General features: G+C 72.4%; 11 protein-coding genes. 4 read left to right on the plus strand and 7 right to left on the minus strand.

Features of this window, described 5'->3' with window-relative positions; translation table 11 throughout:
- Positions 1 to 45 precede the first annotated feature (45 nt).
- From nirD to PV364_RS39430, 4 genes are read right to left on the minus strand one after another with little or no spacing between them, the layout of a single operon-like run.
- Positions 46 to 438: a nitrite reductase small subunit NirD gene (gene nirD / locus PV364_RS39415; protein ID WP_319665765.1), complete on the minus strand. Its 393-nt coding sequence runs from the start codon at positions 436 to 438 to the stop codon at positions 46 to 48.
- A complete protein-coding gene (gene nirB / locus PV364_RS39420) occupies positions 435 to 3041 on the minus strand; it encodes a nitrite reductase large subunit NirB (protein ID WP_319665766.1) in 2607 nt (868 codons plus the stop codon). The genes nirD and nirB overlap by 4 nt, the downstream gene beginning before the upstream one ends.
- On the minus strand, positions 3038 to 4276 hold the full coding sequence (locus tag PV364_RS39425) for an NAD(P)/FAD-dependent oxidoreductase (protein ID WP_319665767.1): 1239 nt from the start codon (positions 4274 to 4276) through the stop codon (positions 3038 to 3040). The genes nirB and PV364_RS39425 overlap by 4 nt, the downstream gene beginning before the upstream one ends.
- Positions 4263 to 6392, minus strand: a complete 2130-nt coding sequence (locus PV364_RS39430) for a molybdopterin oxidoreductase family protein (RefSeq protein WP_319665768.1) — start codon at positions 6390 to 6392, stop codon at positions 4263 to 4265. Before PV364_RS39430 ends, PV364_RS39425 begins: the two co-directional genes overlap by 14 nt.
- A gap of 191 nt (positions 6393 to 6583) precedes the next feature.
- On the opposite strand from PV364_RS39430, the gene PV364_RS39435 reads away from it, so the two are divergent.
- A complete protein-coding gene (locus tag PV364_RS39435) occupies positions 6584 to 7720 on the plus strand; it encodes a uroporphyrinogen-III synthase (protein WP_319665769.1) in 1137 nt (378 codons plus the stop codon).
- On the plus strand, positions 7717 to 8475 hold the full coding sequence (locus PV364_RS39440; protein ID WP_319665770.1) for a sirohydrochlorin chelatase: 759 nt from the start codon (positions 7717 to 7719) through the stop codon (positions 8473 to 8475). Before PV364_RS39435 ends, PV364_RS39440 begins: the two co-directional genes overlap by 4 nt.
- A 565-nt stretch (positions 8476 to 9040) precedes the next feature.
- On the opposite strand, the gene PV364_RS39445 is transcribed toward PV364_RS39440, so the two are convergent.
- Positions 9041 to 9742, minus strand: coding sequence for an SDR family oxidoreductase (locus PV364_RS39445; protein WP_319665771.1), 702 nt, complete (start codon positions 9740 to 9742; stop codon positions 9041 to 9043).
- A gap of 103 nt (positions 9743 to 9845) precedes the next feature.
- Here PV364_RS39445 and PV364_RS39450 point away from each other — a divergent pair, with 103 nt between their 5' ends.
- Entirely contained in the window at positions 9846 to 10442 is a 597-nt protein-coding gene (locus tag PV364_RS39450; RefSeq protein WP_319665772.1) for a TetR/AcrR family transcriptional regulator, read from the plus strand.
- Positions 10443 to 10480: 38 nt separating this feature from the next.
- Here the strand turns inward: PV364_RS39450 and PV364_RS39455 are convergent, their stop codons facing one another.
- A complete protein-coding gene (locus PV364_RS39455) occupies positions 10481 to 11872 on the minus strand; it encodes a PLP-dependent aminotransferase family protein (RefSeq protein ID WP_319665773.1) in 1392 nt (463 codons plus the stop codon).
- A 118-nt stretch (positions 11873 to 11990) separates the two neighbouring features.
- Between PV364_RS39455 and PV364_RS39460 the strand changes: the two genes are divergently transcribed.
- Complete coding sequence (locus PV364_RS39460) at positions 11991 to 12701, plus strand: hypothetical protein (protein WP_319665774.1); 711 nt, start codon at positions 11991 to 11993, stop codon at positions 12699 to 12701.
- A gap of 709 nt (positions 12702 to 13410) precedes the next feature.
- Here PV364_RS39460 and PV364_RS39465 read toward each other — a convergent pair.
- The coding region (locus PV364_RS39465) for an ABC transporter substrate-binding protein (protein WP_319665775.1) at positions 13411 to 14093 on the minus strand (683 nt) is incomplete at its 5' end.

A 14093-nucleotide genomic window follows, 5' to 3' on the forward strand; every position in this document is an offset into this window, starting at 1 on the left:
AGGAGGGGCAGGTTTCGCGGGTCGCCTCGCCGCCGCTCGGCCGTGCTACGGCTCGCGCACGCCCGCGCCGGCCGGCCGTGAGGTCGCGGATGCGGCGGCGCGTACCGGCCAGACCCGCAGCACCGCAGGGGTGCCGTCCGGGGCGTGGTCCTCGTCGAGGCAGCGGCCGTCGCGCAGGTCGAAGACCTGCTTGTACATCGGGGAGGCCAGCGTCGGCGCGTCTCCTCGGCTGCCGAGGATGCCCCGGGAGAGCACGTGGGCGCCGCTGAACGGGTCCCGGTTGTCGACGGCGTACAGCTCGCCCGCCCGGTCGCGGAAGAGCGCGACCTGCTCTCCGCCCGTGGTGAGCACGGCCACACCGCGCCCCGGGATCAAGTCCTCGTACGCGCACGCAGGCGTCCACGCCGTGCCGTCGAAGATCTCCACAACCTCGCTCATGCGGGACGCACCTCCAGTCGGGGGCCGGCGACCAGCGCCGGGGCGAGGATCCGCCCGTTCTCGCCGGGGCGGGCGGGGCGGATCTGGCCGCGTTCGGTCATGAAGGTCACCGCGGGGTCGGGCGTGCCGGGGGCGTTGACGAAGGAGGCGAAGCGGCGCAGGCGTTCCGGGTCGTCCAGCACGGCGGCCCACTCGTCCTGGTAGCCGCCGATGTGCCGGGCCATCAGCGCGTCCAGTTCGGCGCAGATGCCCAGCGAGTCGTCCATCACGACCGCCCGCACGTGCTCCAGGCCGCCCTCGACGCGGTCCAGCCAGACGGAGGTCCGCTCCAGCCGGTCGGCGGTGCGGATGTAGAACATCAGGAACCGGTCGATGCTCCGGATCAGCGTCTCCCGGTCCAGGTCCGCCGCCAGCAGGTCGGCATGACGCGGCGTCATGCCGCCGTTGCCGCCGATGTAGAGGTTCCAGCCGGAGGAGGTGGCGATGATGCCGAAGTCCTTGCCCTGCGCCTCCGCGCACTCGCGCGCGCAGCCGGAGACGGCGGACTTGAGCTTGTGGGGCGAGCGCAGACCCCGGTAGCGCAGCTCCAGTTCGATGGCGAGGCCCACCGAGTCCTGCACTCCGTACCGGCACCAGGTCTCACCGACGCAGGACTTCACCGTGCGCAGTGACTTGCCGTACGCGTGGCCGGACTCGAAGCCCGCGTCCACCAGCCGCCGCCAGATCGGGGGCAGCTGGTCGACACGGGCGCCGAAGAGGTCGATGCGCTGACCACCGGTGATCTTCGTGTAGAGGCCGAAGTCGCGGGCGATCTCGCCGATCGCGATCAGGCCGTCCGGGGTGATCTCCCCGCCCGGGATCCGGGGCACCACCGAGTAGGAACCGTTGCGTTGCAGGTTGGCCAGGAAGTGGTCGTTGGTGTCCTGCAGCGCGGCCTGCTCGCCGTCGAGGATGTGGCCGTGGTCCAGGCCCGCCAGGATCGAGGCGACGACCGGCTTGCAGATGTCGCAGCCCTGCCCGCTGCCGTGTCGGTCGATCAGGTCGGAGAAGGAGCTGATCCCGGCGACCCGGACGATCTCGTACAGCTCCGCGCGGGTGTGCGCGAAGTGCTCGCAGAGGCTCTTGTCGACACTGACACCACTGGCCTCCAGCTCCTCGGTCACGATGGTGCCCACCAGCTTGACGCAGCTGCCGCAGCCGGTGCCCGCCTTGGTGCACCTCTTGACCTCCGGGACGGTCGCGCAGCCCCGCTGCTGGACGGCGGCACGGATCTCGCCCTTGCTCACGTTGTGGCAGGAGCAGACCACGGCCTCGTCCGGCAGCGCGACCGGCCCGGCCGGGCCGGGACCGGCCGGCAGCACCAGCTGTTCCGGGGCCGTCTGCAGCGGGTTGCCGCCGATCGCCAGCGGGCGCAGCACCGCGTAGGACTCGGTGTCGCCGACCAGCACGCCGCCGAGCAGCTGCCCCTCGCGGCCGATGACCAGCTTCTTGTAGACACCGGAGCGGCTGTCGCTGTACAGGACGTCGAGCGCGCCCTCGGTCGCGCCGTGCGCGTCACCGAAACTGGCGACGTCGACGCCGAGCAGTTTGAGCTTGGTCGAGGTGTCCGCGCCGGTGAAGACGTCCTCGTCGCGGTGGTCGCCGGCGAGTGAGCGGGCGGCCGTGCCGGCCATCGCGTAGCCGGGGGCGACCAGGCCGTAGACCTTGCCGTCTGCGGCCAGCGCGCATTCGCCGATGGCGTGGATGTGCGGATCGCGGGTGCGGCAGCGCTCGTCGACGACGATGCCACCGCGATCGCCGACCGGCAGGCCGCTGTCCCGGGCCAGCTGGTCGCGCGGCCGCACACCGGCTGAGAAGACGACCAGGTCGGCGGGGAGTTCACGGCCGTCGGACAGGGTCATGCCGCGCACCCGGCCGTCGTCGCCGGTGACGATGGCCTGGGTGCCGGCGCCGGTGTGCACGTTGACGCCCAGGTCCTCGACCTTGCGGCGCAGCAGCTGCCCTCCGCCCTCGTCGACCTGGACGGCCATGAGCCGGGGCGCGAACTCGACGACGTGGGTCTCCAGGCCGAGCGCGGTGAGCGCGCCCGCCGCCTCCAGGCCGAGCAGCCCGCCACCGACGACGACGCCGACGCGGGCGTCGGCGGCGTCGGCACGGATCGCCTCCAGGTCCTGGACGGTCCGGTAGACGTGGCAGCCGGCCGCGTCATGGCCGGGGACCGGCGGGACGAACGGGTAGGAGCCGGTGGCCAGCACCAATTCGTCGTAGTGCAGGACCTGGCCGGAGGCGGTGGTGACGGTTCGCGCGGCCCGGTCGATCGAGGTGGCCGGGTCGGCCAGGCGCAGGTCGATGCCGTACCGGGTCAGGAAGCCGGGCGGGGTCAGTGACAGCTCCTCGATGCCGGTGCCGGAGAACCAGGAGGTCAGGTGGACCCGGTCGTAGGCAGGGCGCGGCTCCTCGGCGAGCACGGTGATCCGCCGGTCGGCGGCCCCGGGCTGCTCGACCAGCGTCTCCAGGAAGCGCTGGCCGACCATGCCGTGACCGATCAGGATCAGGTCTTTCACTCGGCGGGACGTCCGGCCGGACGTCTGGCGATGCGTCATCGGATGGCTCCGTAGGGGGTGAGCAGGTGCAGGGGCCGGTCGGGCATGGGGGCGTCGCGCTGATAGGCGAGGGTGAGTTCGCCCACGGTGTCCAGGTCGCCGAGGAGGATCGCGCCGACGAGGCGCTCGCCGCGCAGCACGAGCTTCTTGTACGTGCCGCGTGTCGCGTCGGTCAGCCGCAGCACGTCCAGTTCGGGATCGGCGGCCAGGCCCTCGGCGTCGAGGTGGACCTCGCCGAAGGAGGCGTACTCCAGCGGTCCGGCGCTGAGCCTGGCCGGCGGGCGGGAGCCGTGGTAGAGCGCGCCGGAATCGGCGCCGGAGAGCCGTGCGGCAAGTACGTCGGCCTGTTCCCAGGCCGGTCCGGACAGACCGTGCACCGCGCCGCGGTGCTCGGTGCAGTCGCCGATGGCGTACACGTGGGGCGCGGACGCGGCCAGCGTGTCGTCGACGACGATGCCGGCACGGACGTCCAGACCGGCGGTGCGGGCGAGCGCGGTGCGCGGCCGGACACCGCAGGCGATCACCACCAGGTCGGTCCCGAGGCGGTGGCCGTTGGCCAGCTCGACCGCGCAGCGATGGGTGCCGCCCGTGTCCACGACCGCGCGGGCGCGGTTGCCCACGTAGGCCTCGACGCCCAGCCGGCGCAGCACGCCGCGCAGCACGGCAGCGGCTCCGGCGTCGAGCTGGCGCTCGATCAGATGCGGTCCCTGGTGCACGATCTCGACGGCCAGGCCGCGTGCCGCCAGCGCCCGGGCGGCGCTGACGCCGAGTACACCGCCCCCGACGACCACCGCGCGTCGGGCCGTGCCGGCGTCCTCGGCCAGCCGCGCGCAGTCGGCGAGCGTGCGCAAGGCGTGCACGCCGTCGCGCAGCCGGGCAGCGTCAGGACGCCGCAAGCCGCGGATGGGGGGCAGCACCGGGTTGGCGCCGGTGGCGAGGACGAGTGCGTCCCAGGCCTCTCTCCGGCCGTCGGCCAGGGTCAGTGTGCGCGCGTCGAGATCCACGGCCACGGCCTCACGGCCCAGCCGCAGTTCGGCACCGCCGACCGGCAGGGCGATCGCCTCGGCGTCGTAGCGTCCGGTCAGGACGTCGGCGAGAAGCACCCGGTTGTAGGGAGCCCGGGCCTCAGCCCCGTAGAGGGTCACCCGGTCGGTGCCACCGAAGGCGTGGTAACGCTCGGCGAAGCGCGCCGCGGCCATCCCGGCTCCGACGACAGCGATGTCACGGGCCTTCATACGGGTCCCCCTGGCCGGCCTCGACCGCACCGCTCAGGGTCCGCACCGCTTCCACCCGTACCGCGCAGATCTTGAACTCAGGCATCTTCGACGTCGGGTCCAGGGCCGGGTTGGTGAGGGTGTTGGCCCGCCCCGGACCCGGCCAGTGGAAGGGCATGAACACCGTGTCCGGCCGGATCGCCTCGGTGATGCGGGCCGGTGCGACCGCCCGCCCGCGCCGGGAGGTGACGGCCAGCAGCTCCCCCTCGGCCACCCCGAGCCGCCGCGCGAGCATCGGGTGCAGCTCCACGAACGGCCCCGGCGCGGCGGAGTTGAGGGCATCGACGCGCCGCGTCTGGGCGCCGCTCTGGTACTGGGACAGCACCCGTCCGGTGGTGAGGTGGAGCGGGTACGCGTCATCGGGCTCCTCGGCCGCCGGGCGGTGGGTGACGGGGGCGAAGCGCGCGCGGCCGTCCGTCGTGGCGAAGGCGTCGAGGAAGAGCCGCGGCGTGCCGGGGTGGCCGTCGGCCGGGCAGGGCCAGAAGACGCCGTCCTCGGCGCGGATCCGCTCGTAGCTGATGCCCGCGTAGTCGGCCTGACCGCCGGCCGAGGCGCGGCGCAGCTCCTCGAAGACCGTCTCCGGATCGTCGTGGAACCCACGCTTGACGCCGAGCCGTTCGGCGAGTTCGCGCATCAGCCACAGGTCGCCGCGCACGCCCTCGGGCGCGTCCACCGCCCTCTGCCGGAGTATCACCCGGCCTTCGAGGTTGGTCATCGTGCCGGTCTCCTCCGCCCACTGGGTACTGGGCAGGACGACGTCGGCGAGCCGTGCCGTCTCGGAGAGCACCAGATCGCTGACCACCAGCAGGTCCAGCGAGCGCAGCCGGTGCGTCACATGGCCCGCGTTCGGGGCGGAGACGACGGGGTTGGACCCCATCAGCAGCAGCCCGCGAACGCCGCCCGGCCCCGGCTCACCGAGGCTGTCCAGCAGTTCGTAGGCCGAACGGCCGGAGCGCGGGAGGGTGTCCGGGTCCACGCCCCAGACGTGGGCGACGTGCCGGCGCGCCGCCGGGTCCTCGATCGAGCGGTAGCCGGGGAGCTGGTCGGCCTTCTGGCCGTGCTCCCGCCCGCCCTGCCCGTTGCCCTGGCCGGTCAGACAGCCGTAGCCCGAGTACAGCCGGCCCGCCTTGCCGGAGGCCAGGCACAGGTTGGCCCACGCGCCGACGGTGTCGGTGCCCTTGCTCTGCTGCTCCGGTCCCCGCCCGGTCAGCACCATGCCGGTCCTGGCGCGCCCGAAGCGGTGGGCGACCTCGCGCAGTCGCGCCGCCGCGACGCCGGTGATCCGCTCGACGCGCTCCGGCCAGTGGGCCATCGCGGCGGCGCGGGCCTGCCCGAAACCGGTGGTGCGTGCCTCGACGAACGCGGTGTCGACCATCCCGTCGGCGATGAGCAGGTGCAGCAGACCGAGCGCGAGCGCCAGGTCGCTGCCGGGCAACGGCTGCAGGTGGATGTCCGCCTGCTCGGCGGTGCGGGTGCGGCGCGGGTCGATGACGATCAATGTGCCGCCGTTCTCGCGCAGTTCGCGGAAGTAGCGCAGCGCTGGCGGCATCGTCTCCGCGGGGTTTCCACCGACCAGGATCAGGCAGTCGGTGCGCGGGATGTCCTCGAGCGGGAAGGGCAGCCCCCGGTCCAGGCCGAAGGCGAGCCTGTTGGCGGCCGCGGCCGAGGACATGCAGAAGCGGCCGTTGTAGTCGATGTTGGCGGTGCCCAGCGCGACCCGGGCGAACTTGCCCAGCTGGTACGCCTTCTCGTTGGTGAGTCCGCCGCCCCCCAGGACACCGACCGCGTCGGCACCATGCGCGGCGCGGATCGCCGCGAAGCCGCGTGCGGCCCGGTCCAGGGCCTCGTCCCAGCTCGCCGCCCTCAGTTCGCCGTGCTCGCGCACCAGCGGTGTGCTCAGCCGGCTCGCCGGCCCGAGCAGCGCCGCGGCGGACTGGCCCTTCCCGCAGAGCGCGCCTTGGTTGACCGGGAACGCGGGCCGCTCGACCACCAGCGTCCGGGCACCGTCGACCGCCGCGAGACGCATGCCGCACTGCAGCGAGCAGTACGGGCAGTGGGTGTCAGTGGTGGTCGTCATGCCAACGACCTTGACCGTGGGGCGTTACACCGCCTTGTCGCCCGTGTTGCGCCCGGGGTACGCGTCCCTCACGCCGCCGGCCGGACGGGGTGCGCTCGAGGACATGCGCCGTAACACGGCACGGCCTTTGTCTAACGCGGGCGAGACGGCCGGGCAATCTGTCGGTAACAGCGTGGCCCGAGTCTGCGTCCATGGGCTCCGCCAACCCCACCCCGACCGAGCCGGCCGGTCCGCTGACGGGCTTCACCGTCGGCGTGACCGCCGCACGCCGCCGCGACGAGCTCGTCGCGCTGCTGACCCGGCGCGGCGCACGCGTGGTCGAGGCCCCGGCGCTGCGCATCCTCCCGCTGGAGGACGACATCGCGCTGCGCCGGGCGACCGAGCAGTGCCTGACCGCGCCGCTCGACTACGTCGTGGCGACCACCGGCGTCGGTTGGCGCGGCTGGATGAGCGCCGCCGACGGCTGGGGCCGCGGGGCCGAACTCGCCGCCGCCTGCCGGAACGCCGTGGTCCTGACCCGCGGCCCGAAGGCGACCGGCGCCGTCCGCGCCAGCGGGCTGGACGAGTCCTACTCCCCCCGTAGCGAGGCCACCGATGAACTGCTGACCTGGCTGCTGGCCCGGCCATTGGACGGCCGCCGGATCGCTGTGCAGGAACACGGCCTGCCGCTCACCGGGTTCGGCGCGGCGCTGCGCGAGCGCGGCGCCCAGGTCGTCCCGGTCCCCGTCTACCGGTGGGCGCCGCCGGAGGACCCGGGCCCGGTCCGACGGCTGGTCGAGCAGACCGCGCGCCGCGAGGTCCACGCGCTGGCCTTCACCAGCGCGCCCGCGATCAGCGCCTTCCTGGAGACCGCCGCGGCCGACGGCCTGCGCGAGCGGGTGCTGGAGGCGATGTCCGCCGATGTGCTGCCGGTGTGCGTCGGCCCGGTGTGCGCCCGCCCGCTGCTGGACGCCGGACTGCCCGCGGTCTGGCCCGAGCGCGGCCGCCTCGGCGCTCTGGTCCGCACGCTCACCGAGACGCTGCCCTCACGCGGCCGCCAGGAACTCCACCTCGGCGGCCGCACCTTGGTGCTGCAGGGCAGCGCGCTGCTGGTCGACCAGGAGAGCTACTGGCTCTCGCCGAAGGGCGCCGCGCTGCTGCGCGCGCTGGCGCGGAGGCCGGGCTGGGTGCTCAGCCGCGCCGAACTGCTGCGCCGGGCCTGGGCGGACTCCGACACCGACGAGCACGCCGTCGAGGCGGCGATCGCCCGCCTGCGGGCCTCGCTCGGCCCGCACAGCGGCCTGGTCAGGACCGTCCCCAAGCGCGGCTACTGCCTGGCGACGACGTGACGGCCGCCGCTCCTCCCGTTCTCCCCGCCGCCCGCCCCGTGCTGCCGACGCTGCTCGCCGTGGCCCACGGCACCCGGGACGCGGACGGTGTCGCGTCGGCCGAGGCGCTGGTCGCCCAGGTGCGGCTGCTCCGTCCGGACCTGCGAGTCGAACGGTGCTTCCTCGGCCTCGTCTCCCCGTCCCTGCCCGAGGCATTGGCGCGCCTCACCGGCGAGGTGGTCCTGGTTCCGCTGCTGCTCGGCGCCGGGTACCACGTCCGCGTCGACATCCCCGAGGCCCTCGCCGCAGCGGCGCATGTGCGCGCCCGCGTCGCCCGCGCGCTCGGCCCGGACGCGCTACTGGCCGACGCCCTCGCCGACCGCCTCGCCGACGCCGGGTGGCGCACCGGGGACGGACCGGTCGTACTCGCCGCGGCCGGATCCAGCGATCCCGGCGCCAACGCGGACGCCGCGGCGACGGCCTCACTGCTGCACGACCGCCTCCCCGGTGGCCACGCAGTCGTCCCCGCCTATCTCTGCGCCGCCGGTCCCACCCCTGCCGAGGCCGTCGCCGCTCTCCGCGCCGAGGGCCACTCCCGCGTCGCCGTCGCCCCGTACCTCCTGAGCCCTGGGCTCTTCGCCCGCCGCGCCGCCCGTTCCGGCGCCGACCTCACCTCCGCCCCTCTCGGCACGCACGACGCGCTCGCGCGACTCGTCACGCTGCGCTATGACGAGGCCCGCGGGCTCGTGCCGTCGTCCCGGCCCCGGATCGGGTGAGGGCGTCCGCCCTCGACCGGCGGCGATGAGGGGCATGAACAGGTCGTCCACGACCGTGAGCAGTCGCTCGCGCGGGATCGGCCGGTAGGCCATCAGCACGTCGTGACGCATCAGCTCGAACCTCCAGGCCGCGGGTGGCAAGGCACCGCTGGACGAGGCGACCGGACGCCTTCCAGGAGCCGGTCGGTCACATCGCGGTCCCGGACCCGAGAGTGCCCCGGATCGGGCCGCGGCCGCAGTCGACGCCGGCGGCCTCCTCCCCGTTGGTGAAGCGGGTGCCCCATGAGCCCCTCGAAGGCGGTTACGCCCGAGGCTTGCGCCGGCCGGCTGCCCCTCCGCCGCACGGCGGCCCGGATCTCCGTTCCGTCGGTGATCCGGGCCGCGCGCGGTGGCGGCGCCGAACAGGGTCAAGGATGGCCGCGTCCCTGCAGACCAATGGTGAAAGTCCCACGTCACCACGGGTCGGATCGCATCTGCCGCTCCGCGTGAGCGGCTGTGCCGTCAGGGCGGCCCGGCCTCGGCGCGTGCCGGGTGTGCCGGCAGACATCGCAGCGGGACGCCTCGCTCAGGCGGCCAGTTGCGGGTACAGACCGGCGAGGTCGGCCGCCAGGCCCGCCTTGACCTGGCGGGTGAGCTCATCGGCCAGCACCTCGTAGGCGTCGGATTCGATCCCGTCCAGCGCCTGCTCCGCGACGCTCTCCGGCGACGACTTCGGGGCGTCGATGTGCGCCGCCATGTCGGTGTCCACGTAACCGACATGCAGCCCTGTGACGGTGATGCCGCGCGGCTTCAACTCCAGACGCAGCGAGTTGGTCTGGGACCACAGCGCCGCCTTGGAGGCGCTGTAGGAGCCGGAGAGCGCGACCCAGGACAGGACGGAGTGCACGTTGAGCAGGTGGCCGCCGCCGTTGGCCTCGATGACAGGGGCCAAGGCCCGGGTCATCAGCAGGGGGCCGTAGAAGTTGGTGTCGAACTCGCGGCGGACGTCGTCCACCGGGGAGGTCAGGAACGAGGCCGACACGGCACCGGCGGCATTGTTGATCAGGATGGTGACGTCCTGCGCCTGCGCCGCGACGGCGGCCACCGAGGCGGGGTCGGTGACCTCCAGCGGCAGTGGGACCGCGCCGGTGTGGGTGACGGTGCGGGGGTCGCGGGCGGTGGCGTAGACCTTCTTGGCGCCCCGGGCGTACAGGGATTCCACCAGGGCCCGGCCGAGACCTCGGCTGCCTCCGGTGACGAGAACGGTCGAACCTGCGATTGCAGTCATGAAGATACTCCCAGCGTGAGGACCGACGGCGGAAACCGATCGGTTTTCATCCACTGTAAACCGATCGTTTTACTCCGGCAACACAGGGCGTAGGATCCCTCCCATGACGTCCGGCACACCTGCCTCGCCCGAATCCACCGCGGTAGCGGTACCGACCCGCGAGCGGCTCCTCGATGCCGCGGCGGTGCTCTTCTACCGGGAAGGCGTCAGCATCGGCGTCGAGGCACTGTGCCGGGCGGCCGGAGTCTCCAAGCGGTCGATGTACCAGCTCTTCACCAGCAAGGACGACGTCCTGGCGGCCAGCCTGGACCGCGCCGGTTCCGGCTACCTCGGCGGGCTGCTGCCCGCTCCCGAGGCCGACCTGCCGCCGCGTGATCGCATCATGCATGTCTTCCACCGGCTGGAGTCGCTGTCCGCGTCACCGGACTACCTCGGCTGCCCCTTCCTGGCCACCGCGTTCGAGCTCAAGAACCCCGAGCACCCCGCCAGCGTGGTCGCCCGGCGCTACAAAGACGCGCTCACCGACTTCTTCCGCGAGGAGGCCCGTCGCGGCGGCGCACACGACGCCGATCTGCTCGCCCACCAGCTCACCGTCGTCTTCGACGGATCCAGCGGCCGCGTCGCGGCTCAAGGCCGGAGCTTGGGCGGGCTGGCCGTGGCCACCGCCACGGCCTTGCTGGACGCGTCGGGAATGAGCTGACGACTCAGGGCCGAACCCGTGGCGTCACGCGCCGACGCTCATGCAACGGGTGCGGGGCTGTGGGCTCCCGTCGCACCTCGCGTGAGTGCCTGTTCCGCCTGGGCGAGTCCGCGGATCGCCTGGGTCAGTTTGCCCGGCGGGAGGACGTAGGGCAGCCGGATGTTGCGTTCGAACGCGCCTCCGATCCCGAATCGCGGTCCGGCGGCGATGATCACTCCGTAGTCGGGGGCGATCGCGGCCAGTCGGGAGCTGATGGGCCGGGGAAAGGTCGCCCACAGCGTCAACCCGCCGACCGGCTGCGGGGCGTGGAGGTCGGGCAGGTGCTCGGAGAGCGCTTGGCGCAGTGCGTCGCGTTGCGCCCTCAGTTGATCGAGTGTGCCGGGCCGCCGGGTCCGCTCCTCGTTCAGGAGGACGGCTGTGGCGAGCTGCTCGACGAGAGGGGTGCCCAGATCCGTGGCGTGACGGGTCTGCTGAACGCGGCGCAGCAGGGAGGGCGTTGCGCGGATCCAGCCGATGCGCAGGCCACCCCAGATGCTCTTGGAGACCGAGCCGATACTGATGGCGGTCGGCATGTGGGCCGCGAAGGGCTCCGGGCTCGCGCCGTCCAAGGCCAGGTCGGTCATGGTTTCGTCGATGACCGTGGGGCACGCGAGTCCGAGGCCGCGGCGGACGCTCGTGGGCATGCACAGCCCCGTCGGATTGTGGAAGTCGGGGATCAGGTAGGCCAGACTCGCGCTTCGCCCCGCAGCCTGGAGTTGAGCGGTGTCCCACCCTGAGGCCGCCACGGCGACGGGTAGGAGACGGGCCCGCACCTCGGTGAACGTGCTGATCGCGTGCGGGTAGGTCGGATGGTCGATGAGGACCTGGTCCCGTGGCGACAGGAGTGTTCGTGCCAGAAGGGCCAGCGCGTGCTGCGCCCCGTTGGTGATGAGGATGTGGTCGGGCGCCGTGGGCAGCCCCCGCCGTTCGTACCAGTGAGCCACGGCCTCGCGCAGCTCCGCGGTGCCGTTGCGGTCGTAGCCGTGGCGCTCGAAGTGCCGCGGCAGCTGTTCGAGAGCGGCCGCGAAGGCGGCGTGCAGGATCTCGACGGGAGCGGCCGGCGCGGCGAAGGACAGGTCGATGGTCGCCGCGTCCGCGCCGGCCCGGCGCTCGGGTGGCGTGTCGTGAGGCAGCCGCACCGCCGCCCTGGCCCGCGCCCGCGTGGCAAGGTATCCGTGCTCGACCAGAGTGCGGTACGCGGTGCCGACGGTGGTTCTGCTGGTGGACAGAGCGGTGGCCAGGTCACGCTCACTGGGCAGGACCGAGCCGAGGGGGAGACGGCCGTCCAGCACCAGCAACCGCAGCCGGTCGGACAGTCGCTGATGCGCGGGACCGGGGCCCTCCTGCCAGGGGCCCAGCATGCCGGCCACCACGTGCGAAGAGACTTTCACCCAACCAGCGTAACGAATCTGGCTATGGAATCCAGGTCCAGATGCCCTGCAGGCTTGCCCCATGGCACCTCCCGCTCCCTCTGCGCACACCTCCGTCCGGGCCCGTCACGACCAGCCGATGACACCGATGACGACCCATATGAACGCACTTGCCCAACTTCGCGCGGGCCGGAAGTCGCGTCGAATCCCCCAGCTTCTGGTCGGCCTGGTGGGGTACGGGGTCGCCGTGATGACGCTCGTCGAGTCCGGGCTGGGAGCGGCCAGCTGGAATGTGCTCACGGAGGGCACCGCCAAGGCTCTCGGCATCTCTTTCGGCTGGACGACGAACCTCATCTCCCTGCTGGTGCTGCTCGCATGGATCCCCCTGCGCGAGCTGCCCGGTCTCGGCACGCTCCTGAACGTGGCCATCGTGGGCTTCGCCGCGGATGCCACCGCCACCGTGCTCCCCCGCCCCCAAGGGACACTCGCCGAGATCGGATACCTCATGGTCGGCCTCGTCGCATTGGCGTTCTTCGACGCGCTCTACCTCGGCGCACAATTCGGATCTGGCCCCCGCGACGGCATCATGACCGGACTCGTCCGGCGTACCCGCCTCCCCATCGCGGTGGTACGCACCGGCATCGAAGTCACCGTCGCCGGCGCCGGCTGGCTTCTGGGCGGAACTGCCGGTGTCGGAACCGTGCTCATCGCGCTGTGCATGGGGCCCCTCGTCGGCTGCTTCCTGCCACGCGTAGCGGTTCGCCTCCCCGCCATCGGCGCGGACGATCGCACAACCGCCGAGTCCTCCTCGCACGACGCAGCGTCATCCCATGGCCGACATCTTGGCTGAGCCTATCGAGAATCCGGCCACGTCCTCGAAAAGCAGCCGGGACCCGAGGGCTGACGCGGAACCTCTCTCAGCGGCCACGTGCTCTTGTCCTACCTGTCCTGGCTGCCTTCCGGCGCCCTCGCCCGAGGCGCTGAGGCTTCCTGGCCCGGCGCCAGGGGACGGCTCGGGTGAGCCGGGCCGCTGCACCTCGACATCGGGGTGATGCCCGGCGGCGTGAGACTCCAGGGGCACCGGGAGCCACTGGACGTGTTGGTCTGGGACACGGTTCGGCCTTCCATGCACAGCTGACCCCACCCTCCTGTGCCCATAGAACTTTCTGCGAAGCGGCCACCCTGGTCGCCGTCCCCATATCTGTGACGGTCACTTCGCCGGCGTCGCCCCGCCCCACGACCCGACATTCAGGTGGGAATCGGCTGACCGCCGGCGCAGGGCCGGCGAGGAGTGCCGCCGGCGGTGCCCTTGGACGGCTGCGGGCGGCCCGTCACGACCTCGGCCCCGACGGGGGAATCACGTCAGGCTGATCCTGAGGGCCGCAGGGGAAATGCTCGACCGCTGACATTGTGGGACCGAGGTTCCCCCCCGCCCGCACCCTGATCGTGCGGAAGGAGCCGTGTCCGTCCCGCACCTGCGGTGCGAGGGCCGGCCGGGACGACGGTCCGCCCCGCCGCGCGGCGGTGGCAGGGCGGACACGTCCGGGAGACGGCAGGGCCTACTTCAGGAAGCCGATGTTCTGGTACAGCACGTCCTGGAAGCCGGAGGCGCCGATGTTGACCAGACTGCTCTTGACCGCGAAAATTTCGGGGCGCTGGTACAGCGGCAGCAGGTTGGCCTGCTGCCAGACCAGCACGTCGGCCGCGTTGGCGTCCGTGATGGCCTGGGTCGTGTCGGTGTCGGCGACGGCCTTGTCCATCGCCGCGTCGAGCTCGTCGCTGCCGATGCCGGTGTAGTTCTGCTGGATGTTGTCACCGACGGGCTTGGCGTAGATCGACTTCGCGGACGACACCGGGAACGGCGTGCCGATCCAGGAGAAGGCCGTCAGGTCGTAGTTGCCGATGTTGACGTACTTGTCGAAGAACTCGTCGCCGGGCACCGTCTTGATGTTGAGCTTGATGCCGACCGCCTTGAGCATGGGCTGCATCAGCTTGCCCTCGTTGGCGGAGACGGCGACGGCTGCCGGGATGACGAAGTCCAGCTCCAGGGTCTTGCCGCCCTTCTTGCGGAACTCGCCGTCCTGCTTCCAGCCGGCCTCGTCCAGCAGGCTCTTTGCCTTGGCCTGGTCGAAGGCCCCGATGTCGGCGGCGTTGTCCTTGTAGCCCTTCTGGTTGGTGACGAAGAAGTGGTTGTTCAGCGGCTTGGGGTCCCAGTCCAGTCCCTGCAGGTCGGACTGCGCGA

This window comes from Streptomyces sp. MI02-7b, from assembly GCF_033793585.1.
GTDB lineage: Bacteria > Actinomycetota > Actinomycetes > Streptomycetales > Streptomycetaceae > Actinacidiphila.